The organism is Mesorhizobium sp. M0664 (assembly GCF_040320565.1).
Lineage (GTDB): Bacteria > Pseudomonadota > Alphaproteobacteria > Rhizobiales > Rhizobiaceae > Mesorhizobium.
In genome coordinates this window covers 34,865-57,143 of record NZ_JAMYPW010000044.1, presented here as the reverse complement: position 1 = coordinate 57,143, position 22,279 = coordinate 34,865, and the positions used below count along the sequence as shown (strand labels likewise).

Below are 22,279 nucleotides of genomic sequence, written 5' to 3'. Positions count from 1 at the left end.
CCACGGTCATCGGCGTGGCGGTGGCGGCGGGGGCCGATATCTAACGGCGGGTGCGGTCGCGGGTGCCTATGGTCTTGGGTATCGGCACCGGCCGCACACTGAAGGCCGCGATCGAGCAACTGCCGCCGATGGAATGCCCGCAGCACAAGGTGGTATCGCTGACCGGCAACATCTCGCCGGACGGCTCGGCGGCCTTCTACAACGTCATCTTCACCATGGCCGACAGGGTCAAGGCGCGTTCGTTTCCGATGCCTTTGCCGGTCATCGCTTCCTCGCCCGAGGAGCGCGAGATGCTGCTCAGCCAGCCGATGATCCAGCCGACGCTGGCGCTTGCGGCCGAGGCCGACGTCACCTTTGTCGGCATCGGCGATCTCGGCCCGAAGGCGCCGCTTTACGAGGACGGCTTCATTTCGGAGGGTGAATTAAAGGCGCTGCAGAAGGCCGGCGGCGTCGCCGAGATCGTCGGCTGGGTATTCGATCGTGACGGCCGCATGATCGAGGGCATCACCAATGATCGGGTGTCGTCGGCACCGCTGCCGTCGCGCGAAAAGTCGCTGGTGATCGCGCTTGCCATGGGCGACCGCAAGCTGCCGGGCATCTTCGCTGCCGTCAACCGGCGGCTGGTCAACGGCCTCATCACCGATGAGCGGACCGCCGCCGCCTTGCTGGCGGGCGCATGATCTCCGAGCCGCTGGCGGTCGGAAACGATCATGTGAAATCGAAACGCATCTGAATCCCGATAAAACGAGCGTCACTACTGGTGCCGGCCGCAAGGATCGTTGCCGTCGAGAAAGCCCATGTCGCGCTGCAGATGCGGCGGCAGCTCCCGGACGTCGAGATAGGCCCGTTTCCGCGCCGCGTGCCTTGCCAATCCCCGCGCCAACTGTGAAAACCAGCCATGGGCTGGAGCAAGAAGCAGCTTTTCCTGTATTGTGGTCATGATCGTCAGCCTTCGCTATCTCTAGGCGTAATTGATCTTCAATACGGAATATCGGTAGGACCGGCCGGTGCCGCCAATCAAACGTCGATCACTGCCCATAAGGAGGGCTTATGCCGGAGCTCAATTCACGACAGCTGGTTTCGCAGCTTCCTCCGCTTCAGGCGATCCGGGTGTTCGAGGCGGTGGCGCGGCATCTCTCGTTCACCAAGGCCGCCCAGGAGCTTGGCATGACGCAGGCGGCGGCAAGCTATCAGATCAAGCTTCTGGAGGAGCGCATCGGCGCGCCCCTATTCTTGCGCCAGCCAAAACAGATCGTGCTGACCGAACCCGGCCAGCGCCTGGCGCCCGCGGTCAGCGAGGCGTTCGCGCTGTTGAGCGGCGCCTATGCCGCCGCGCGCACCGGCGCCGACCGCGTGCTTTGCGTTTCGACGCTGCTGACATTTGCCTCCAATTGGCTGGCGCAGCATCTCGGTTCGTTCCAGGTCGCGCATCCGTCGCTGGCGGTGCGCGTCGATACTTCGAACAGGGTTGTCGACTTTGCCAGAGAGGATATCGACATCGCCATCCGCTCCGGCGGCGGCAACTGGCCGGGCGTCGAGACCCATATGCTTTTCAGGGCCGATTTCACGCCGGTCCTTAGTCCAAAGCTCGCGGCAAGCATCGGCGGCGTCAAGGAGCCGGCCGACCTGCTGCGGCTGCCGATCCTCGACCCGGGTGACATCTGGTGGCGGGACTGGTTTGCCGCCGCCGGCCTGCCGGTCGAGGAGCTGGCCAAGCGTCCCGGCACCAGCATGGGCGCGCAGGCCTACGAGGCCAATGCCGCGATTGCCGGCCACGGCGTGGCGATCGTTACCAAGGCGCTGTTCAAGACCGAACTTGCCGACGGCCGCCTGATCCAGCCCTTTGATCTGGTCGGTGACGACGGCCACGCCTATTGGCTGGTCTATCCGACGGCACGACGCAACGTGCCGAAGATCCGCGCCTTCCGCGATTGGATCCTGAGCGAGATCGCTTGCCAGTAGGCTGAATCCCAGCAAGCCCGAGCAAAGCGCCGGGCCCAATCAGCCCGGCCGAATCCTTCGTCAGACATGCCGCAAACGTCCCAGGCTTGCCGCTGCACAAGACCCGGCGTGCTGCGCTGCAGCAACGAATCCGTCTTGACATAATTCATCGCAAGTGAGTAATTGCTCACAGCCAAGGCAAATGCTCATCTTGGTTTATGGGAGGAATTTTGATGAAACTTCGCACGTTCACCCTAGGCCTGTTCTCGGCCAGCGCCCTCGCTTTCGCCGCGCATGCCGAATCCATCACCATCGCCACGGTCAACAATGGCGACATGGTCCGCATGCAGAAGCTGACCGACGACTTCACCGCCAAGAATCCCGACGTCCAGCTGCAGTGGGTCACGCTCGAGGAAAACGTCCTGCGCGAGCGCGTCACCACCGACATCGCCACCAAGGGTGGCCAGTACGACGTGATGACCATCGGCACCTATGAAGTGCCGATCTGGGCCAAGCAGAACTGGCTTTTGCCGCTCGACAAGCTCGGCGACGATTACGACGTCAAGGACATCATCCCGGCCATAGCCGGCGGCCTGTCGGTCGACGGCAAGCTCTACGCAGCCCCGTTCTACGGCGAAAGCTCCTTCGTCATGTACCGCAAGGACCTGATGGAAAAGGCCGGGCTCAAGATGCCCGATGCACCGACCTGGGACTTCATCAAGCAGGCCGCCGACAAGATGACCGACCGCGCCAACGGCGTGAACGGCGTCTGCCTGCGCGGCAAGGCCGGCTGGGGCGAGAACATGGCCTTCCTGACCGCCATGTCGAACTCGTTCGGCGCGCGCTGGTTCGACGAGAACTGGAAGCCGCAATTCGACCAGCCCGAATGGAAGAACACGCTGCAGTTCTATGTCGACCTGATGAAGGCCGACGGCCCCGAGGGCGCGTCGTCCAACGGTTTCAACGAAAACCTGGCGCTGTTCCAGCAGGGCAAATGCGGCATGTGGATCGATGCTACCGTCGCTGCCTCCTTCGTTTCCGACCCGAAGAACTCCACCGTCGCCGACAAGGTCGGCTATGCGCTGGCGCCGGACAATGGCCTCGGCAAGCGCGGCAATTGGCTGTGGGCATGGTCGCTAGCCATCCCCGCCGGCACGCAGAAGGCCGACGCCGCTCAAAAGTTCGTATCCTGGGCAACCAGCAAGCACTATGCCGAGCTCGTCGCCTCGAAGGAAGGCTGGGCCAACGTTCCGCCGGGAACGCGCTCGTCGCTCTATGCCAATCCCGAATACCAGAAGGCAGCACCTTTCGCCAAGATGACGCTGGACTCGATCAACTCCGCCGATCCGACGCACCCGACCGTCAAGCCGGTGCCTTATGTCGGCGTCCAGTTCGTCGCCATTCCTGAGTTCCAGGGTCTCGGCACCACCGTCGGCCAGCTCTTCTCGGCGGCACTTGCCGGCCAGTCGAGCGTCGACGATGCCTTGAAGCAGGCGCAGGACGCCGCCACCGCGACGATGACCGAAGGCGGTTACATCAAGTAAGCTCCTCCCGGTGCCGGTTGCCAATGGCGACCGGCAACGGCCGCCCGAATCCCAGTTCGGGCGGCCAGCTTTCACACCGCTGAAAAACTTGGCCGACCTCGAAGGGTGACCGTCATGGCTACTCAGCAGACCCGTTCGCTTGCCCGTTTCATGATGGCGCCATCCGTGGTGCTGCTGCTGGTCTGGATGATTGTGCCGCTGGCATTCACGCTGTGGTTTTCCTTCCAGCAATACAACCCGCTCAATCCGATGCGCGACGGCTTCGTCGGGTTTTCGAACTACGCGCTGTTCTATTCCAACCCGGCATTCCTGCAGTCGATCCTCAACACGCTCACCATCGTCGTCAGCGTGCTTTTGATCACGGTGATTGGCGGTATTCTGCTCGCCCTTCTGCTCGATCAGCCGATGTGGGGACAGGGCATCGTCCGCATCCTTGTCATCTCGCCGTTCTTCGTCATGCCACCGGTGGCAGCACTGGTCTGGAAGAACATGATCATGCATCCGCAGTACGGGGTTTTCGCCGATATTGCGCGCTTCTTCGGCGGGCAGCCGATCGATTGGTTCGGGCAGCACCCGCTCCTGGCGATCATCATCATCGTTGCCTGGCAATGGCTGCCGTTTGCTACGCTGATCCTGTTGACCGCGCTTCAGTCGCTCGACGTCGAGCAGAAGGAAGCCGCCGAAATGGACGGCGCCGGCTTCATCAGCCGCTTCATCTATTTGACGCTGCCTCACATGTCGCGCGCCATAACCGTCGTCATCCTGATCCAGACGATCTTCCTGCTGTCGGTCTATGCCGAGATCCTCGTCACCACCAACGGCGGCCCGGGTTACGCCTCCACCAACCTGCCCTTCCTCGTCTATCAGAAGGCATTGCTGGAGTTCAAAATCGGCCAGGCGTCCGCCGGCGGTATCATTGCCGTCATTCTCGCCAACATCGTTGCCTTCTTCGCCATGCGCGCTGTCGGCAAGAACCTGGATAAATAAGGGAGGATAAGATGGCACGTGCAGTCACCACCCAGCACAAGACGATTGCTACCGCGGCCGCCTGGATCGTCGCGCTGCTGATCTTCTTCCCGATCCTCTATACGATCATCACCTCGTTCAAGTCGGAGCAGGAGGCTATCCAGGGCTTCAACCTGTTCCCGTCGGGAACCACGGAGAGCTATTCCGAGGTCCAGGCGCAGAACGGCTATTTCAAATTCTTCCTGAACTCGGTGTTCCTGTCGGTCGGCTCGACCATCCTGGCTCTGCTCGTCGCCATACCGGCGGCATGGTCGATGGCGTTTTCGCCGGGCAAACGCACCAAGGACATCCTGATGTGGATGCTTTCCACCAAGATGATGCCGGCCGTCGCCGTGCTGTTTCCGATCTATCTGATCTTCCGCGATACCGGTCTGCTCGACAGCCGCATCGGCCTGATGGTCATGCTGATGCTGATCAACCTGCCGATCGTGGTCTGGATGCTTTACACCTATTTTCGCGAGATCCCGGGGGAGATCCTGGAAGCGGCGCGCATGGACGGCGCATCGCTCTGGAACGAGATCATCTACGTGCTGACGCCGATGGCGGTCCCCGGCATCGCCTCGACCATGCTGCTCAACATCATTCTCGCCTGGAACGAGGCGTTCTGGACGATCCGGCTGACCACCACCGAGGCCGCGCCGCTCACCGCTTTCATCAGCTCCTTCTCCAGCCCGCAGGGGCTGTTCTGGGCCAAGCTTTCGGCCGCCTCGACGCTGGCGATCGCGCCGATCCTGATCATGGGCTGGTTCAGCCAGAAGCAGCTGGTCCGAGGCCTGACATTCGGTGCGGTAAAGTAGCGGGCATCGCCTGACGCAAAACGAAAAGATAGCCCTTCGGGGGAGGAAACCATGGGAAACATCACGCTCAAGAACGTCTCCAAATCCTTCGGGGCGACGTCCATCATCCTCGGCCTCGATCTGGTCATCGAGGACGGAGAGTTCGTCGTCTTCGTCGGCCCGTCGGGCTGCGGCAAATCCACCCTGTTGCGTCTGATCGCCGGTCTCGAGGATACCAGCGGCGGCACCATCATCATCGATGGTCGCGACGTCACCGGCGAGGCGCCGGCCAAGCGCAAGCTGGCTATGGTGTTCCAGTCCTATGCGCTCTACCCGCACATGACGGTGGCCAAGAACATCGCCTTCCCGCTGAAGATGGCGGGCGAGGACCAGGCGACCATCGACAAGAAGGTGAAGGACGCCGCGCGGATCCTGAACCTCACCAACTACCTCGACCGCCGCCCCGGCCAGCTCTCCGGCGGCCAGCGGCAGCGCGTCGCCATCGGCCGCGCCATCGTGCGCCAGCCGTCGGCCTTCCTGTTCGACGAGCCTTTGTCCAATCTCGACGCGGCGCTGCGCGGCACCATGCGGCTGGAGATCAGCGAGCTGCATCACCAGCTCAAGACAACCATGGTCTACGTCACCCACGACCAGATCGAGGCGATGACCATGGCCGACAAGATCGTCGTGCTCAATGCCGGCAATATCGAGCAGGTCGGCTCGCCGATGGAGCTCTATAAGACGCCGAAGAACCTGTTCGTCGCCGGGTTCATAGGTTCGCCGAAGATGAACCTGATCGAAGGCGCGCCGGCCGCCAAATATGGCGCCAAGACAGTCGGCATCCGCCCGGAGCATATGAACATTTCGAAGACGTCAGGCGACTGGAAGGCGACGGTCGGGGTTGCCGAGCATCTCGGCTCCGACACGTTTTTGCACGTCCAGGCGGATGGTGTCGGGCAGCTGACGGTGCGTGCCGACGGCGAGTTGGCCGCCCATCACGGCGACACAATCTACCTGACGCCGGAAAAGGCCAAGCTGCATCGTTTCGGCGCCGACGGGAAGGCGATGCTGCAATGAGGCTCCGGGGTAAATCGGCGCTGATTACCGGATCGGCGCGTGGCATCGGCAGGGCGTTTGCCGAAGCCTACATGCGCGAAGGGGCGACGGTCGCGATTGGCGACATCAATCTCGAAGCCGCCGAGAAGACGGCTTCGGAAATCGGCCGCAATGCCTACGCGGTAAAGCTCGACGTCACCGATCTCGCGTCTATCGATGAGGCCGTCAAGGCGGTCGAAGCCAGGGCCGGCGGCCTCGATATCTTGATCAACAACGCTGCTTTGTTCGACTTGGCGCCGATCGTCGAGATCACCAAGACAAGCTACGACAAATTGTTTTCGGTCAACGTCGCCGGCACGCTGTTTACGTTGCAGGCCGCCGCCCGTTCGATGATTGCCCGCGGCAAGGGCGGCAAGATCATCAATATGGCAAGCCAGGCCGGGCGCCGCGGCGAGGCGGTGGTTGCCGTCTACTGCGCCACCAAGGCCGCGGTCATCTCGCTCACCCAGTCGGCAGGGCTCGACCTGATCAAACACCGCATCAATGTCAACGCGATAGCACCGGGCGTCGTCGACGGCGAGCATTGGGACCATGTCGATGCCTTGTTCGCCAAGTTCGAGAACCGGCCGAGAGGCGAGAAGAAGAGGCTGGTCGGCGAAGCCGTGCCTTATGGCCGCATGGGCGCGGCGCAAGACCTCACCGGCATGGCGGTGTTCCTGGCCAGCGATGAGGCCGAGTACATTGTCGCGCAGACCTATAATGTCGATGGCGGCCAGTGGATGAGTTGAGGGGGCGAAGGCGCTCTTCCCCCCGTCTCCTCCACGGGGGGAAGAGCCGTCCCGCTAAAGGGTAAAGCAGATGACCGTGAAACTCTCTTCTTCCATCCTCGCCAAGCTGCCGCCCAAGGTCGCCGGCCCGAAATACGATCGCGCCGCGCTCAAGGCCGGCTTCGTGCATTTCGGCGTCGGCAATTTCCATCGCTCGCACCAGGCCGTCTATCTCGACGACCTGTTCAATTCGGGTGTCGGCCACGACTGGGCCATTGTCGGCGCCGGCGTCTTCGAAGGCGAGAAGGTCGGCCGCGGCAAGCTGCAGGAGCAGGACTGGCTGACCACCGTGGTCGAGCAGGACAGCGGCCATATGAGCGCGCGCGTCACCGGCGTCATGATCGACTTCCTGGTGCCGGGCGATGCGGCCGCAATCGTCGAGCGGCTTGCCGATCCGGCGATCAAGATCGTCTCCCTGACCATTACCGAGGGCGGCTATTTCATCGATCCGGCATCCGGCGTCTTCAATCCGACACATCCCGACATCGTTGCCGACGCTGAGCCGGGGGCGACGCCGAAGACCGTCTTCGGCCTCGTTCTCGCCGGGCTGCTGCGCCGCCGCGCCGACGGTATCGTGCCCTTCACAATCATGTCCTGCGACAACATTCCCCATAACGGCCACGTCACCTCAGATGGCGTCATCGGCCTTGCGCGGCTAATCGACGAAGGTTTGGCAAACTGGGTGAGCGAGAACGTTGCGTTTCCCAATGGCATGGTCGACCGCATCACGCCGGCCACCACCGACCGCGAGCGCGGCATTCTCTCCAGCGAGTTCGGCCTCGACGACAATTGGCCGGTGTTTTGCGAACCGTTCAAGCAATGGGTGCTGGAGGACCGTTTCACCGACGGCCGCCCGCCGCTGGAAAAGGTCGGCGTGCAGTTCGTCAGCGACGTCGCGCCCTATGAGCTGATGAAGATCCGCATCCTCAATGGCGGTCATGCGACCATCGCCTATCCGGCCGGGCTGATGGACATCCATTTCGTCCATGAGGCGATGCAGGAGCCGCTGGTACGCGGCTTCCTCGACAAGCTCGAGCATGACGAAATCATCCCGACCGTGCCGCCGGTTCCGGACACCGATCTCGAAGATTACTACCAGCTCATCGAGCACCGCTTCTCCAATCCGAAGATCGGCGACACCATACGCCGGCTTTGCCTCGACGGCTCCAACCGCCAGCCGAAATTCATCATCCCGACCATCACCGACCGGCTGAAGACTGGCAAAAGTGTCACCGGCCTTGCGCTGGAATCGGCGCTCTGGTGTCGCTACTGCTTCGGCACGACGGATTCCGGTGCCGTCACCGAGCCCAACGACCCGAACTGGGGCCGGTTGCAGGCGACGGCCAAGGCGGCGAGGGACATGCCTGCCGCCTGGCTTGCCATGGAGGACATCTATGGCGATGTCGGCCGCTCGCCGCCGTTCGCTGAAGCCTTCGGCCAAGCGCTGAGACTGCTGTGGGCGGACGGCGCGCGCGCGACACTGACGCGCTATCTCGCCGGCGACCTCTGAAGCCGATCCAGCGCGATGACGCCTGAACTGGTCATTTTCGACTGTGACGGCGTGCTGGTGGACAGTGAGATGCTGTCCGTCTCGGCATTGCTGGAGATGATCGCGCTTGCCGGTGGCAACGTCAGCGAGGACATTGCCTACGAGCACTTCCTCGGCAAGAGCATGAAGAGCGTCCGCGAAATCCTCGCAAGCGACTTCGGGCTCGATCTCACCGAGCAGCATCTGACCGAGATGCGCTCCGAACTGATGCGCAGATTCCGCGAGGAGCTGAAACCGATGCCAGGTATCGCACAGGTCCTGCCGAGGCTCGGCGTACCGTGCTGCGTCGCCTCCTCCGGCACCCTGGAACGCATCCGCTATGCGCTCGACGTCACCGGGTTGCTTGGGCTGCTGGAGCCGCATTTGTTCAGCGCCGCCATGGTGGCGCGGGGCAAACCGGCGCCCGATCTCTTTCTCCATGCAGCAGATAAAATGAGAGCGGCCCCGCGAAACTGCCTCGTCGTCGAGGACAGCCCGGCCGGCATCGAAGCGGCGCGGGCGGCCGGCATGCGCGTCCTTGCCTTCACCGGCGGCTCGCACACCGGCAACCCGGCATTGAAAGCGCGGCTTGCGTCGAGTGAGCCGGACTTTATATTCGCTGACATGCTGCAATTGCCCGATCTGATTGCAGGCCTGGGAGCGAGAGCAAGAACACCTTGACCAACAGTTTCGTTTGCGCGGTCGATGTCGGCACCGGAAGCGCTCGTGCCGGCATTCTCGACACCGGTGGCGCCTTGCTCGGCCGCGCCGAGCACCCGATCGCCATGCAACAGCCAAAGGCCGACCATGCCGAGCACGATTCGCAGGATATATGGTCGGCGGTGTGCATGGCCGTCCGCGCTGCCCGCGAAAAGGCGGGCGTGCGGGCCGAGGATATCGTCGGCATCTCCTTTGATGCCACCTGCTCGCTGGTGGTGCGAGACCGGCAAGGCGGCCAGCTCAGCGTGTCCGTCACTGGTGAAAGGCGCTGGGACACCATTGTCTGGCTCGACCATCGCGCAATTGCCGAGGCCGACGAATGCACTGAAAGCGGCCACGCTGTGCTCGACTATATCGGCGGCGTCATGTCGCCGGAAATGGAGACGCCGAAGCTGATGTGGCTGAAGCGCAACCTGCCCGGAACATGGAACGAAGCCGGCTATCTATTCGACCTCACCGACTTCCTCACCTGGAAGGCGAGCGGCTCGCTCTCCCGTTCACAATGCACGCTGACCGCCAAATGGACCTATCTAGCCCATGAAGCGACCGGCTGGCGGCGCGACTTCTTCGAAGCCGTCGGGCTCGGCGATGTCTTTGAGCACGGCAACCTGCCGGAAAAGGCAAGCCCGGTCGGTGCCGATATCGGCCCGCTCGGCGCGCAAGCCGCGACGGAGCTTGGCCTCACCGAAAAATGCCGGGTCGGCGCCGGCGTCATCGATGCCTATGCCGGCGCGCTTGGCGTGCTCGGCGGTTTCGCCGGTGACGCGACGAACATCGGCCGCCATCTGGCCCTGATTGCAGGTACGTCGAGTTGCGTCATGGCGATGTCGCCCGATCCGCAGCCTTTCGCCGGTGTCTGGGGCCCATATTATGGCGCAGCCCTTCCCGGCCTGTGGCTGTCGGAAGGTGGCCAGTCGGCCACCGGCGCGCTGCTCGACCACATCATCCGCTGGCATGGCGCTGGCGGCGAGCCGGATGCCGCCATGCATGCCAGAATTGCCCGCCGCGTCGCCGAGCTGCGCGCCGCCGAGGGCGACAACCTCGCCGCAAGGCTGCACGTGCTGCCCGATTTTCACGGCAACCGCTCCCCGCTCGCCGACCCGCATGCCGTCGGCGTCATCAGCGGGCTGACGCTGGATGCCTCCTTCGACAGTCTGTGCAAGCTCTACTGGCGCACCGCCGTCAGCGTCGCGCTTGGCGTCCGTCATGTGCTGGAAGCGCTGAACGAGAACGGCTATCTGATCGACACGCTGCACGTCACCGGCGGCCACACCAAGAACCCGCTGTTGATGGAGCTCTATGCCGATGCCACCGGCTGCACGGTGGTCGAGCCGCTGGCGGACGAGGCGGTGCTGCTCGGCACCGGCATGATTGCCGCCACCGCGGCTAGGCTTTTTCCCGATTTGAACGCTGCCTGCGTCGCCATGCAACAGGGCGGCAGGACGCGAGAGCCCAATCCGGCTGCCGCCGGCCGGTTCGATCGCGACTACCGCGTGTTTCTCGAAATGCACAGGCAAAGGCAGGCGCTGGACGCGATCCGATAAATCGGATCGGTTGCTATCTCTGGTTCCAGCGCCGGATGACCGGCTCGTCAAGGTCGTGCTCATAACCGAGCACGCTTATGCTGGCGGTATCCAGCACGAAAAACGCGCCGGCTTGCGGCGGCAGGCCGAGCCAGCGTGCGGCCAGCACTCTAAGGAAATGCGAGCTTGAGAAGACCAGGACATTGCTGCCGACCTCGCGCAACCGGCTGACGATCCGGTCCGCCCTCGAGCCGACATCCGTGGCGGACTCGCCGCTCGGGCAGCCGTCGCGAAAAAGACGCCAGCCGGGGCGCTCGGCGACAATTTGTTTGGTGATCAATCCCTCATAGGCGCCATAATCCCACTCCGCCAGATCGTCCTTCTTCACGCCTGACGAGCCGAAGCCGGCCAGGGCACAGGTGTTGAAGGCGCGCTGCGACGGGCTCGACCACACCGCCGAGAAGGACAGGCCCTTGAGCCGCTCAGCGATCCGCCTTGCCGCTTCCTCGCCGGCCGGCGTCAGCGGTATGTCGGTTCGGCCGGTATGTTTTCCGGACGCACTCCATTCCGTCTCGCCATGCCGAACCAGATAGATTTCGGGAAACGTGCTCATCAGGCTGCCTTTCAAATGGATCTGCCGCGACCATAGCGGCTTCCATAGCCTCTCCAACAGCCTGCATGGAGCTGACTGGCTTAACCCTTCCGCAAGTCAGCCTCTTGCCACCGGTGCCTATTTCATAGACAAACTCGCCGTAATGCGGAATCCGGCCGATCATGGCCGTTTCCGCGCTGAGACGCGGCTTCCGGCTCTTGCCGACGTGCCGCAATCGGATAGGCGGAAAACTAGAATGTCTGCGATCGAAGCCGACGCTCGCGCGCCGGAAAACCTTTGGCGTCGGGAAATCAGGGCGATGCTGGCGCTCGCCTGGCCGATGGTGCTGACCAATCTCGGCCAGACCGCGATGACCGCTACCGACGTCATGATGATGGGACGGCTGGGGCCGGACACGCTGGCCAGTGGTGCGCTTGGTGCCAACCTCTACTTCATGCCGCTCATCTTCGGGCTCGGCCTGATGCTGGCGACCTCGCCGATGATGGCGACGGAGCTCGGCCGCCGTCGGCACTCGGTGCGCGACCTGCGCCGCACCGTGCGCCAGGGTCTGTGGCTGGCGATCCTCATTTGCATTCCGATATGGGCCCTTCTCTGGCACGGCGAGAGCGTGTTGCTGGCCATGGGTCAGGAACCGGCGTTGGCGCACCAGGCCGGCATCTATCTGCGCTGGCTCGAATGGGCGGTGCTGCCCTTTTTCGGCTACATCGTCCTGCGCTCGTTCATTTCGGCGCTGGAGCGGCCGGGCTGGGCACTGATCATCGTTTTCGTTGCCGTCGCCTGCAATGCCTTCTTCAACTGGCTGTTCATGTTCGGCAATCTCGGCATCCCTTCGATGGGCATCGCCGGCTCCGGCCTTGCCACCACTCTGTCCAGCACGCTGATGTTCGCCGGCATGGCGATGGTGGTGATGCTTGAGAAGAAGTTCCGGCGCTATCGTCTGTTCGGACGCTTCTGGCGCGCCGACTGGCCGCGCTTCAAGGGCCTGCTGCGGCTCGGCCTGCCGATCGCCGGCCTGCTGGCGTTCGAGGTGACGATCTTCAACGCGGCCGCCTTTCTCATGGGCCTGATCGATGCGGCTTCGCTTGCCGCCCATGCGATCGCCATCCAGATCGCCTCGGTCACCTTTATGGTGCCGCTCGGCCTCAACCAGGCGGTGACGGTGCGCGTCGGACTTGCCCACGGCGCCGGCAATCCGGAAGGTGTCAGCCGGGCTGGCTGGACCGCCTATGTCGTCGGTGTCTCCTTCATGGCGCTGATGGGGCTGGTGATGATCCTGTGGCCGCATCTCTTGATCGGCGCCTTCATCGATCTGGGCAATCCGGCTAATGCCGAGGTGGTGGCGCTTGCCGTCTCGTTCCTCGCCTTTGCTGCGCTGTTCCAGGTTTTTGACGGTGCGCAGGCGGTCGCCAGCGGCATGCTGCGCGGCCTGCACGACACCAAGGTGCCGATGATCTATGCCGCGATCGGCTATTGGGGCATCGGGCTGCCGCTCGGCGTGCTGCTGGCCTTTCGTTTCGGCTTCAACGGCGTCGGCATCTGGATCGGCCTGTCGTCGGGACTGGCGGTGGTTGCGGCACTCCTGCTGGTGCGCTGGCTGCGGCGTGACAGGATCGCGCCGCCGCTGGTATTCGGGCGTTGAATTGCTGGTCGCCCGCTCAGCGGGCCGCCGCCCGTTGCTCGAGCGAACGTGCGTATTGCGTCAGCGGAAAGCACATGACGAAGAAGATCAGCGCTACCAGCCCATAGACTTTGAACGGTTCGAAGGTCGCATTGTTGATCGCGTTGGATGTCCTCACCAGCTCCTCGAAACCGATGATCGAGGTCAGCGCGGTCGACTTGATCAGCTGCACCAGGAAGCCGACGGTCGGTGCGCGGGTGATCGAAAACGCCTGCGGCAGGATGATCAGCCGGAGTTCATGCAGATAGTGCAGGCCGAGGCTGGCGCCGGCGTCCCACTGGCCGCGCGGCAGCGCATCGACGCCGCCGCGCCAGATCTCGGCGAGATAGGCGCTGGCGAAGAAGGTCAGGCCAAGCACCGCCGCGGTCCACGGCTCGATGCGCAGGCCCAGCATCGGCAAGCCGAAGAACATCAGGAAGAGCTGCATCAGCAGCGGCGTGCCCTGGAAAAGCGCGATGTAGCCGGAGGCAAACCGGCGCGCCCATTTATTCTTGGCGATCCGGAAGAACAGCACGATCATGCCGACCACGGCCCCGCCGACAAACGCGGCCAGCGACAAGAGCACCGTCCAGCGCGCCGCCAGCAGCAGGTTGCGCAGAATGTCCCAGAAGGTGAATTCGATCATGAAACGCCGGCTCCGAGAAGCCGGCGGCCGCCGCCGACCAGCAGCCGGCGCAGCCCAATCGACAGGGCGAGGTAGACCATCGTCACCACGAAATAGGTCTCGAAAGCCCGGAACGTGCGCGCCTGCAGCATGTCGGCTTCATAGGTCAGCTCGCGAACGGCGATCTGCGATACCACGGCGGATTCCAGCATCATGATGACGATCTGGCTGGTCAGCGCCGGATAGATCACCTTGAGCGCCTGCGGCAGCACGATCTTGATGAAGACCTGGCGCGGCCTGAGCCCAAGCGCCAGTGCCGCTTCCGTCTGCCCGGGCGGCACCGCGTCGAGCCCGGCGCCAACGATCTCGATCGTGTAGGCGGCCATGTTGAGCGTCATCGCCAACATGGCTGCCAGCACCGGATCGAGCCTGACGCCGATGCTGGGCAGCCCGAAGAAGATGAAGAACAGCTGCACCAGGAACGGCGTGTTGCGGATCATCTCGACATAGACGCCGATCGCCCGCTTGAGCAGCAGCGGACCGTTCCGCCGCCCTGCCGCGCCGAGGATGCTGAGCAACGTTCCCGCCAGCGTGGTGACAGTGATCAGCAGGATCGTCGTGGCCGCGCCGCGCGCGATCGCCCCTGTTGCCCCGGCAAGCCAGCCGAAGTCGAGGCTATAGGTCACTGGCCGTCAATCCTTGAGATTGGCGGGATCGAGCGGTGTCTTCAGCCAGGCCTTCGAGCTTTCGTCCAGTTTGCCGTCGGCCAGCATCTTGGCGACCGCATCGTTGACCGCTTGCTTGAGGCGGTCTTCCTTCTTGTTGAGGCCGATATGCGAGGGCGAGGTGAGAAGCTGGAATTTCTGCTCCGGCTTCAGTTCCTCCTGCCGGGCGAGCACCTGGGCGCCGACATCGTTGCCGACCACCATCAGTTGGGTCTGGCCCGAGATGAACGCCTGGATGACGGAATTATAGTTGTCGAAACGGCGGATGTCGGCCGAGGCGGGTGCCGCCTCGGTCAGCGAGGTGTCCTCCAGCGTGCCGCGATTGACGGCGATCGACTTGTCGGCAAGGTCTTCCTTGCCTTTGACCGAGAGTGCTGCCGGGCCGATGACGGCGATGTAGTAGGGTGCGTAGGCGGCGGCGAAATCGATTACCTGCTCTCGCTCCTTGGAGTAGCCGACGCTCATCAGCAGGTCGACGCGCTTGTCGGTCAGGTACGGAATGCGGTTCTGGCCGGTCACGCTGACCAGATTGAGCTTGACCTTGAGCTGGTCGGCGATGGATTGCGCCACGTCGATGTCGTAGCCCTTGATGCTCATGTCGGCGCTGGCCGAGGAGAAGGGCGGGAAGTCGGAAAAGATGCCGACATTGATGGCGCCGGCCTTGGCGATGTCGTCGATCGCGTCGGCATTGACGGCCTGCGTGGTGAAAGCAAAACCGGTCGCGCCGAGCACCAGCACGGCGGCGATGGACGATTTGAGTTTCATGTGAAGTGTCATTGTCATTCCCCTGCTGGAAGCTTGTTTGTTTGAGTGCAACCGCCGGCTCCAGCGCGGCGGTCGCCTTTGGATTCTCTGGTGGACCATGATCTTCTCCGAAAACCGGTTCCCACTTTCGGGATCATGGTCGAGCGTGTCAGCCCGCCTTGCCGGTGATTGCCGGGCTGAAGACCATCAGGCTGAGGATCTCGAACAGCACCTGCGCGCCGGCGTGCGCCGTGTTGGTGGTCGCGTCGTACTGCGGTGCCACCTCGACCACGTCGCCGCCGACGATGTTGAGTCCCTTCAGGCCGCGCAGCAGCTCGAGCACTTCGCGCGTCGTCAGCCCGCCGACTTCCGGTGTGCCGGTGCCCGGCGCGAAGGCCGGATCGATGCTGTCAATGTCGAAGGAGACATAGGTCGGGCCGTCGCCGACTATCCTGCGCGCCTTCTCGATAATGGCGGGAATGCCGAGGCCGGTCACCTCTTCGGCATGCACGACGGTCATGCCGGACTCATAGGTGAACTCCCACAGATATTCGGCCGAGCCGCGAATGCCGATCTGGATGGTGCGGCTCGGGTCGAGCACGCCGTCCAGTACCGCGTTGCGGAACGGCCCGCCATGGTGGAACTTGGTCATGTCGAACAGGCCGCTGGTATCGCAATGAGCGTCGATATGGATCATGCCCACCGGCGCCTTCTTGCCGACCGCCTTCAGGATCGGGTGGCTGATCGAATGGTCGCCGCCGACAGACAAGGGTAGGACGCCGGCGTCGACGATCTGGTTGGTGCGGCGTTCGATGTCGTCATGGCTGGTCTCCAGCCGGTAACGGCTCTGGAACGGCACGTCGCCGATGTCGGCGACCTTCAGCTCATGCGTCGGTGCGCATTCCAGCACATGATTGTAGGGGCCGATGCGCTCGATGGCGCGCAACGCCCTTGGCCCGAAACGGGCGCCCGGCCGGTTGGTGACGCCCAGATCCATCGGCACACCGATCATCGCCACCTGCAGATCGCCGAAATCCGGATTGTCGGCGGCGATTTCACGATAGGGCGCCGCGAGGAAGGTCGGGATGCCGGAATAGGGCGCCAGTCGCGTGCCGGTCTTGGAGAAGATCTTGTCGGCGACACGCTGGAATTTCGGGTCGAACATTTCGCCGCCATGGCTCTCGCCGTATTTGCGGCGCAATGCTTCGAGCTTGCCGCGGTCGTAACCCATGTCGGTCCTCCATGGCTGGTGCGGCGCGCGGGCGGCGGCCTCGATAGCCGCAGCCGCCGGCTGCCTGCAGATTTCACGTCTTGATGCAATGCCTGGGCAAAGTGTCCCGTAGCTGCATTGAAAAATCAATTGATATTGTTAGTGTGTTATCTGTGAGAAAATCTCACAGAGCCCAGGGTCCAAATGGCCAAGCGTTTGCCACCGCTCAACCCGCTGCGCGCCTTCGAGGCGACGGCGCGCCACGCCTCGCTGAGCAAGGCGGCGGCTGAGCTCAACGTCACCCACGGCGCCATCAGCCATCAGATCAAGGCGCTCGAGCAATCGTTGGGTGTCAAGCTGTTCGAGCGTGCCGGTCAGCGGGTGAAGCTGACGCCGCACGGCGCCGAGTTGCTGCCGGCGGTGTCGACCGCCTTCGACGGCATTGCCGCCGCCACGCAGCGCATGACGAGACCGGCCAGCACCGGCGTTCTCTCTGTATCCTGCGTGCCGGCGCTACTGTTGCTGTGGATGATCCCGCGGCTGGGCAGCTTCACCTCGCAATATCCGGATATCAGGCTGACGCTGATCCCATCCAATGATGCCAAGGACGTCCGCGCACCGCACATCGATGTCTGCGTGCACTATGGTGACGGCAGCTGGACCGACTGCTGGATGCGCAAATGGTCGGGCCTCGAACTGTTCCCGGTGGTCAGCCCGACGCTGATCAACAACCGCCCGATCCGCACCGTCCGCGACCTCGCCGATCACGTCTTCCTGCATGGCGACGACGGCCGCGAATGGCATACCTGGCTGGCCGCCGCCGACGCACTGGACCTCGAGCGCGGCCGTCGCCATCATCTCGGCGATGCGCGGATGGCGACCGAGGCCGCGGTTCACGGCCATGGCGTGGCGCTCGGCGATACGGTGACGGCAAGCGGACTGCTCGCCAGGGGCCTGCTTGTCGCCCCGTTCAGTCTTTCCGTGCCGGCCGTCGACGATTTCTACGTCGTCTGCCGCAACGAGATGCGGTCGGCGCCGATCGTGCAATTGTTCATCGACTGGCTGTTTGCCGAGAAAGAACAGGCCGACCGCCGCGCTGACGCACCGGTGGCAGGCCGCATCGGCATTCGCCGCAAGCGTCCGGCGCTCAAGGTGGTCGGCGCCAAGACCGCATCCTGAGGCGGAAACTGCCGTAGGCGCCGCTTGCAGCAGGGGCTTCTTTTTGTCGGGCCAGCCCGCAAAGCGGGAGGCGCGTTCAAAAATTCGATGCTAAGAGGCATTTGGAGCAATTCCAGGAAAAGTGCGCAGCGGTTTTCCGTCCGGAATTGCGCTAGACAAAAGCTAGAGCGAGCAACGAAGGCGCATTAAGCGATGGCAAAGACCGATATAGCGCGGCGCGTCTACAATCACACCTGGAAGCTCGACCCGATCGTCCGCAGCTTGCTCGACACCGATTTCTACAAGCTTCTGATGCTGCAGATGATCTGGGGCATGTATCCCAAGGTCGACGCCACCTTCTCGCTGATCAACCGCACCACCTCGGTCCGCCTTGCCGAGGAGATCGATGAGACGGAGCTGCGCGAGCAGCTCGACCATGCCCGCACCTTGCGCTTCTCTAAGAAAGAGATGATCTGGCTCGGCGGCAACACCTTCTATGGCCGCAAGCAGATATTCGAACCGGAATTCCTCGCCTGGCTGGAAAATTTCCGGCTGCCCGAATACGAGCTTTCCAAGCGCGACGGCCAATACGAACTCGCCTTCAGCGGTCCGTGGATGTACACGACGCTGTGGGAGATCCCGGCGCTGGCAATTATCAATGAACTTCGATCTCGCGCGGCCATGCGGGCGTTCGGGCCGTTCGCGCTCGACGTGCTCTATGCCCGCGCCAAGGCCAAGATGTGGGCCAAGACCGAGCGGCTGAAGGCGCTGCCCGGCATCCGCATCTCGGATTTCGGCACCCGCCGCCGTCATTCCTTCCTGTGGCAGCGCTGGTGCGTCGAAGCGTTGAAGGAGGGCATCGGCGAGGCCTTCACTGGCACCTCCAACGTGCTGCTCGCCATGGACAACGATCTCGAGGCGCTCGGCACCAACGCGCATGAGCTGCCGATGGTGTTCGCCGCGCTCACCAATTCGGAAAAGGAATTGAAACGGTCGCCCTACAACGTGCTGCAGGACTGGCAGCGCTACTACGGCGGCAACCTGCTGATCGTACTGCCGGACACCTTCGGCACCGCGGCGTTCCTGCGCGATGCACCGGACTGGGTCGCCGACTGGACCGGCTTCCGCCCCGACAGCGCGCCGCCGATCGAAGGCGGCGAGAAAATCATTTCCTGGTGGCGCGAAAAGGGCAAGGACCCCAAGCAGAAGCTGCTCATCTTCTCGGATGGGCTGGAGGTCGAGACCATCGAGGAAACCTATCGCCATTTCCGCGGCAAGGTGCGCATGTCCTTCGGCTGGGGCACCAACCTGACCAACGATTTCGAGGGCTGCGCGCCGACCGAGACCAACCGGCTAGACGCCATCTCGCTGGTCTGCAAGGTCACCGAAGCCAACGGCAGGCCGGCGGTCAAGCTTTCCGACAATCCGGCCAAGTCGACTGGCGACGAGAAAGAGATCGAGCGCTATTTGCGCATCTTCGGCCAGAAGGACCGCGTGGAGCAGTTGGTGAAGGTGTGAAGTAGGGGAACTCTTGCGTAGTATGAGTTCCTTCGCGCCCCCCTCTGTCCTGCCGGACATCTTCCCCGCGAGGGGGGAGATTGCGCCCTCATTGCTGCTTTCGCCAATTGCTGAAGTTGCAGAAGGAGAGCCGACGGCGGAACCGCCGATCTCCCCGCTTGAGATGTCCGGCAGGACAGAGGGGGGCGCTGTAGAGCGCTGCATTTCGGCAATCAGGCCCTTTCCCGGCCTCGTCGCTTCCTTGGAATTCCCATCCACGCCCGCCTTCGCCCACGCCTCCGACCGCGGCCATGTCCTGCTGCTTCCCACCGGCTACTACGTCGTCGGTGGCGCGCTCGCGGTTGCCGCCAGCTTCCTTGTCCTGGCTCTACTGCCGCCGGACTCCCTCGACCGCTTCTGGCGCAAACGCCTGCCGCTTTTTACCTTCGGCGACGGCGCGCGGACTGCCGTCAGCCTGGTATCCTTTGTCGGCTTTGCAATTCTGATTGCCGCCGGCCTGTTCGGCAGCCGCGATCCGCTTTCCAATCCGCTGCCGCTGACCGTGTGGACGCTGCTCTGGGTTGGCCTGGCTCTGTTGCAGGGGCTCGCCGGCGATCTCTGGTCGTGGCTCAACCCCTGGTACGGGCCATGCCGCGTCGCCTCGCGCCTGTCCGGCAGAACGCAGCCGAATCTGCTCCCCCAACGGCTCGGCTATTGGCCGGCTTTCCTGCTGTTCTTCGCCTTCGCCTGGTTCGAGCTGATCGACCCTGCGCCAGACGATCCGGCGCGGCTGGCCTGGGCCGCCGGCGCCTATTGGCTGCTGACCTTTGCCGCTATGCAGGTCGTCGGATACCGCGACTGGAGCCTGCGCGGTGAGTTCCTGACGGTGTTCTTTTCCATGGTAGCGCACTTCGCCATCATCGAGCGCAACGAAGACGGCCGGCTCAAACTCTGCTGGCCGGGTGCCAAGCTGCTCGGTGGCGCGCCGCTACCGCTCAGCGGCGTCGCTTTCCTGCTGCTTGCGCTGTCGTCTGTGTCCTTCGACGGCCTGTCGAAAACCTTCTTCTGGCTAGGCTGGTTCGGCATCAATCCGCTGGAGTTTCCTGGACGCACCGCTTTGATCGGCATCGGCAGTTTCGGTCTTGTGCTGAGCTTTGCCGTGCTTGCGGCCGTGTTCGCGCTAGCCGTCTTTCTTGGCCAGCACCTTGCCGGCAGCAACCATTCGCTCGGTCACGCCGCCGGGCTTTTGGCCTGGTCGATCGTACCGATCGCGCTCGCCTACCACTTCGCGCATTATCTGACGGCGCTGCTGGTCGACGGCCAATATGCAATTGCCGCTCTCTCCGACCCGTTTGCGTTTGGCTGGAACCTGTTCGGTACCGCAGACATGTCAATTGAAGCCGGCGTTGTCGCCGGCGCCGGCTCGGCGTGGTGGCTGTGGAACCTCCAGGCCGGCGTCATCATTGGCGGCCACATGCTTGTTGTGCTTGTCGCCCATGGCTTGGCCTGGCGGCTGCACGCCATTCCGGCTCGCGCCGCGCTCAGCCAGTTCCCGCTCACCGTGCTGATGATCGCCTACACCGTCCTCGGCCTATGGCTGCTTGCGACGCCGAGCGCCGGATGAACGAGGTGTGCGATGGCAGTCAATCGAACCTTGGGGAAAGCTCGCTTGCCACGTCAGAGCTTTGGTGATTTAGTTTGTACACATGCAATTTTCGCCCCTCTTAACAAGAGTGGCCTGCCTGCTACAGCCATTGGTCAAAGCTCAAAAACAAGGGGAACTGCCGTGACTGACAAGAATGGGTTTTTCGATCTCTCCAGATCCGCTCTCACCCGCCGCACGGCGCTGAAGGGCCTTGCCGCCGGCGCCGGTCTTGCCGTCGCGCCGGGTTTCGTGCGTTACAGCCAGGCGCAGAACTCGGCGCCGATCAAGATCGGCTTCCAGTCGCACCGCACCGGCATCGGCGCCGCCTATGGCCGCTGGTACGAGAAGACCACAGCGGCTGCCGTCAAGGCGATCAACGATGCCGGCGGCATCAACGGCCGACCCGTCGAGGTGATCATTGAGGATGACGGCACCGATCCCGGCCGGGGAGCCGAAGTCGTCGGCAAGTTCGCCTCTCAGCACAAGACCGATATCGTCTACGGCACGCTGTTTTCGCATGTCGTCATCGGCTCGGCGCCGGCCGCCGGCGAGGCCAAGATGCCCTATTTCGTTGTCAGCGAAGGCCACCACGTCGCCTCGACCAAGTTGAACCGCTACGTGTTCCAGCCCGGCATCACCGATGTGAAGAGCCAGATCCAGTCGATGGCGCCGTGGATTGCCGCCAATGCCGGCAAGAAGGTGACGCAGATCTTCCCCGATTTCGCTTTCGGCTACGACCATCGCGACTACCTGCCGCCGGCCCTGAAGGCGCAAGGCGCCGAGGTCATTGCGCAGATCGCGATTCCGCCGACGGAATCCTCCTTCACCAAATATTTCCCGCAGATCCCCGCAGAGACCGAGGTGATCTACCACGTCATGGTCGGCCCGGCGGTGCTCACCTTCGTCAAGGAGCTCGGCGAGTTCTACGGCTCCAATCGGCCGCAATTGTTCGGCTTCATCGATTCGCTCGAAGCCACCGACATCAACAGCCCCGGCCTCGAATTCCTCGACGGCAGCCATTTCTGGGAAGGCTCGCCGCGTTATGCGCAGCCCGATGACTCCCCTGCGCAGAAAGCCTACCGCGCCGCCGTCGGCATCGACGACAATGGTGCCGCCGTCGGCGACCCCAAGGACGTCTCCACCGCCGCGCACATGTTCGGCTGCTGGGAAACGCTCTACGTCGTCAAGAAGGCGATGGAGGATGCCGGCTACAAGGGCCCGGAAGACCGCGCCAAGCTGGTCGAGGCGACCGAGGCGTTGACCGAGTTCGCCGAGGGGCCGGAGCACCCGCAAGGGCCGAAAACCTTCAACGGCAAGATCCACCAGTGCTTTGGCATCCAGAACATCTCCAAGGTTGAAGGCGGCCGGCTGAATGTCGTCCACAAGACCAAGATCGAGGACGGCCTCTACGAGCCTGAGGGGGATTACACGACGCAGACGCTGTGAGCTTGGCTGCTGCAGCAA

General features: G+C 63.3%; 20 protein-coding genes and 1 pseudogene. 15 read left to right on the top strand and 6 right to left on the bottom strand.

The window, feature by feature from the left end; all coding sequences use genetic code 11:
• Window positions 1-680 (top strand): annotated as a pseudogene (locus NKI39_RS27535) (sugar-binding transcriptional regulator); the annotation flags it as partial.
• 74 nt (window positions 681-754) lie between these two features.
• On the opposite strand, the gene NKI39_RS27530 reads toward NKI39_RS27535, so the two are convergent.
• On the bottom strand, window positions 755-940 hold the full coding sequence (locus NKI39_RS27530; protein WP_023676996.1) for a hypothetical protein: 186 nt from the start codon (window positions 938-940) through the stop codon (window positions 755-757).
• A 110-nt stretch (window positions 941-1,050) separates the two neighbouring features.
• Here NKI39_RS27530 and gcvA (NKI39_RS27525) point away from each other — a divergent pair, with 110 nt between their 5' ends.
• The 9 genes from gcvA (NKI39_RS27525) (at window position 1,051) to NKI39_RS27485 (ending at window position 10,962) form a co-directional block, all read left to right on the top strand.
• A complete protein-coding gene (gene gcvA, locus NKI39_RS27525; protein ID WP_352835803.1) occupies window positions 1,051-1,962 on the top strand; it encodes a transcriptional regulator GcvA in 912 nt (303 codons plus the stop codon).
• Between the two features lie 212 nt (window positions 1,963-2,174).
• Complete coding sequence (locus NKI39_RS27520; protein ID WP_352814026.1) at window positions 2,175-3,485, top strand: ABC transporter substrate-binding protein; 1,311 nt, start codon at window positions 2,175-2,177, stop codon at window positions 3,483-3,485.
• Window positions 3,486-3,599: 114 nt separating this feature from the next.
• Window positions 3,600-4,472 (top strand): carbohydrate ABC transporter permease, encoded by an 873-nt coding sequence (locus NKI39_RS27515; protein WP_023676993.1) that lies wholly within the window; start codon window positions 3,600-3,602, stop codon window positions 4,470-4,472.
• A gap of 11 nt (window positions 4,473-4,483) precedes the next feature.
• Window positions 4,484-5,308, top strand: coding sequence for a carbohydrate ABC transporter permease (locus NKI39_RS27510; RefSeq protein WP_023676992.1), 825 nt, complete (start codon window positions 4,484-4,486; stop codon window positions 5,306-5,308).
• A 51-nt stretch (window positions 5,309-5,359) separates the two neighbouring features.
• On the top strand, window positions 5,360-6,364 hold the full coding sequence (locus tag NKI39_RS27505; RefSeq protein WP_352835801.1) for an ABC transporter ATP-binding protein: 1,005 nt from the start codon (window positions 5,360-5,362) through the stop codon (window positions 6,362-6,364).
• Window positions 6,361-7,131 (top strand): L-iditol 2-dehydrogenase, encoded by a 771-nt coding sequence (locus tag NKI39_RS27500; RefSeq protein WP_352835798.1) that lies wholly within the window; start codon window positions 6,361-6,363, stop codon window positions 7,129-7,131. Before NKI39_RS27505 ends, NKI39_RS27500 begins: the two co-directional genes overlap by 4 nt.
• A 70-nt stretch (window positions 7,132-7,201) precedes the next feature.
• The gene (locus NKI39_RS27495; RefSeq protein WP_352835795.1) at window positions 7,202-8,680 is read left to right on the top strand and encodes a mannitol dehydrogenase family protein; all 1,479 of its coding nucleotides are present in this window, start codon (window positions 7,202-7,204) and stop codon (window positions 8,678-8,680) included.
• Between the two features lie 15 nt (window positions 8,681-8,695).
• Window positions 8,696-9,379 carry an HAD family hydrolase gene (locus NKI39_RS27490; protein WP_352449475.1) on the top strand — a complete coding sequence of 228 codons (684 nt, stop codon included), beginning with the start codon at window positions 8,696-8,698 and terminating at the stop codon, window positions 9,377-9,379.
• Entirely contained in the window at window positions 9,376-10,962 is a 1,587-nt protein-coding gene (locus NKI39_RS27485; RefSeq protein ID WP_352835793.1) for an FGGY-family carbohydrate kinase, read from the top strand. The genes NKI39_RS27490 and NKI39_RS27485 overlap by 4 nt, the downstream gene beginning before the upstream one ends.
• A 13-nt stretch (window positions 10,963-10,975) precedes the next feature.
• Here NKI39_RS27485 and NKI39_RS27480 read toward each other — a convergent pair whose 3' ends face one another.
• Window positions 10,976-11,557 carry a histidine phosphatase family protein gene (locus NKI39_RS27480; protein ID WP_352835806.1) on the bottom strand — a complete coding sequence of 194 codons (582 nt, stop codon included), beginning with the start codon at window positions 11,555-11,557 and terminating at the stop codon, window positions 10,976-10,978.
• A 232-nt stretch (window positions 11,558-11,789) separates the two neighbouring features.
• Here NKI39_RS27480 and NKI39_RS27475 point away from each other — a divergent pair, with 232 nt between their 5' ends.
• Entirely contained in the window at window positions 11,790-13,193 is a 1,404-nt protein-coding gene (locus tag NKI39_RS27475) for an MATE family efflux transporter (RefSeq protein ID WP_352615069.1), read from the top strand.
• Between the two features lie 16 nt (window positions 13,194-13,209).
• On the opposite strand, the gene NKI39_RS27470 is transcribed toward NKI39_RS27475, so the two are convergent.
• The 4 genes from NKI39_RS27470 to speB all read right to left on the bottom strand — a co-directional run bounded on the left by NKI39_RS27470 (window position 13,210) and on the right by speB (window position 16,536).
• The gene (locus NKI39_RS27470) at window positions 13,210-13,857 is read right to left on the bottom strand and encodes an amino acid ABC transporter permease (protein ID WP_352539924.1); all 648 of its coding nucleotides are present in this window, start codon (window positions 13,855-13,857) and stop codon (window positions 13,210-13,212) included.
• Window positions 13,854-14,522 carry an amino acid ABC transporter permease gene (locus tag NKI39_RS27465; protein ID WP_352819616.1) on the bottom strand — a complete coding sequence of 223 codons (669 nt, stop codon included), beginning with the start codon at window positions 14,520-14,522 and terminating at the stop codon, window positions 13,854-13,856. The genes NKI39_RS27470 and NKI39_RS27465 overlap by 4 nt, the downstream gene beginning before the upstream one ends.
• Window positions 14,523-14,528: 6 nt before the next feature.
• Window positions 14,529-15,338, bottom strand: coding sequence for a transporter substrate-binding domain-containing protein (locus tag NKI39_RS27460; protein ID WP_352835791.1), 810 nt, complete (start codon window positions 15,336-15,338; stop codon window positions 14,529-14,531).
• A gap of 136 nt (window positions 15,339-15,474) precedes the next feature.
• Window positions 15,475-16,536, bottom strand: coding sequence for an agmatinase (gene speB / locus NKI39_RS27455; RefSeq protein WP_352449470.1), 1,062 nt, complete (start codon window positions 16,534-16,536; stop codon window positions 15,475-15,477).
• A 183-nt stretch (window positions 16,537-16,719) separates the two neighbouring features.
• Between speB and gcvA (NKI39_RS27450) the strand changes: the two genes are divergently transcribed.
• The 4 genes from gcvA (NKI39_RS27450) (at window position 16,720) to NKI39_RS27435 (ending at window position 22,261) form a co-directional block, all read left to right on the top strand.
• On the top strand, window positions 16,720-17,694 hold the full coding sequence (gene gcvA, locus NKI39_RS27450; protein WP_023676980.1) for a transcriptional regulator GcvA: 975 nt from the start codon (window positions 16,720-16,722) through the stop codon (window positions 17,692-17,694).
• A 192-nt stretch (window positions 17,695-17,886) separates the two neighbouring features.
• Window positions 17,887-19,191, top strand: coding sequence for a nicotinate phosphoribosyltransferase (pncB, locus tag NKI39_RS27445; RefSeq protein ID WP_352472380.1), 1,305 nt, complete (start codon window positions 17,887-17,889; stop codon window positions 19,189-19,191).
• 163 nt (window positions 19,192-19,354) lie between these two features.
• Window positions 19,355-20,794: a hypothetical protein gene (locus NKI39_RS27440; protein ID WP_352835789.1), complete on the top strand. Its 1,440-nt coding sequence runs from the start codon at window positions 19,355-19,357 to the stop codon at window positions 20,792-20,794.
• A 162-nt stretch (window positions 20,795-20,956) separates the two neighbouring features.
• Window positions 20,957-22,261, top strand: coding sequence for an ABC transporter substrate-binding protein (locus NKI39_RS27435; protein WP_352472378.1), 1,305 nt, complete (start codon window positions 20,957-20,959; stop codon window positions 22,259-22,261).
• The last annotated feature ends 18 nt before the right edge of the window (window positions 22,262-22,279 follow it).

What these genes read in the sequence shown, in the direction of transcription:
- NKI39_RS27505 (WP_352835801.1), top strand. Translation starts at nt 5,360, where the DNA reads ATGGGAAACATCACGCTCAAGAACGTCTCCAAATCCTTCGGGGCGACG.
- NKI39_RS27510 (WP_023676992.1), top strand. Translation starts at nt 4,484, where the DNA reads ATGGCACGTGCAGTCACCACCCAGCACAAGACGATTGCTACCGCGGCC.
- NKI39_RS27440 (WP_352835789.1), top strand. Translation starts at nt 19,355, where the DNA reads ATGTCCGGCAGGACAGAGGGGGGCGCTGTAGAGCGCTGCATTTCGGCA.
- gcvA (WP_352835803.1), top strand. Translation starts at nt 1,051, where the DNA reads ATGCCGGAGCTCAATTCACGACAGCTGGTTTCGCAGCTTCCTCCGCTT.
- NKI39_RS27490 (WP_352449475.1), top strand. Translation starts at nt 8,696, where the DNA reads ATGACGCCTGAACTGGTCATTTTCGACTGTGACGGCGTGCTGGTGGAC.
- pncB (WP_352472380.1), top strand. Translation starts at nt 17,887, where the DNA reads ATGGCAAAGACCGATATAGCGCGGCGCGTCTACAATCACACCTGGAAG.
- NKI39_RS27520 (WP_352814026.1), top strand. Translation starts at nt 2,175, where the DNA reads ATGAAACTTCGCACGTTCACCCTAGGCCTGTTCTCGGCCAGCGCCCTC.
- NKI39_RS27500 (WP_352835798.1), top strand. Translation starts at nt 6,361, where the DNA reads ATGAGGCTCCGGGGTAAATCGGCGCTGATTACCGGATCGGCGCGTGGC.
- speB (WP_352449470.1), bottom strand. Translation starts at nt 16,536, where the DNA reads ATGGGTTACGACCGCGGCAAGCTCGAAGCATTGCGCCGCAAATACGGC.
- NKI39_RS27515 (WP_023676993.1), top strand. Translation starts at nt 3,600, where the DNA reads ATGGCTACTCAGCAGACCCGTTCGCTTGCCCGTTTCATGATGGCGCCA.
- NKI39_RS27475 (WP_352615069.1), top strand. Translation starts at nt 11,790, where the DNA reads ATGTCTGCGATCGAAGCCGACGCTCGCGCGCCGGAAAACCTTTGGCGT.
- gcvA (WP_023676980.1), top strand. Translation starts at nt 16,720, where the DNA reads ATGGCCAAGCGTTTGCCACCGCTCAACCCGCTGCGCGCCTTCGAGGCG.
- NKI39_RS27460 (WP_352835791.1), bottom strand. Translation starts at nt 15,338, where the DNA reads ATGACACTTCACATGAAACTCAAATCGTCCATCGCCGCCGTGCTGGTG.
- NKI39_RS27470 (WP_352539924.1), bottom strand. Translation starts at nt 13,857, where the DNA reads ATGATCGAATTCACCTTCTGGGACATTCTGCGCAACCTGCTGCTGGCG.
- NKI39_RS27530 (WP_023676996.1), bottom strand. Translation starts at nt 940, where the DNA reads ATGACCACAATACAGGAAAAGCTGCTTCTTGCTCCAGCCCATGGCTGG.
- NKI39_RS27495 (WP_352835795.1), top strand. Translation starts at nt 7,202, where the DNA reads ATGACCGTGAAACTCTCTTCTTCCATCCTCGCCAAGCTGCCGCCCAAG.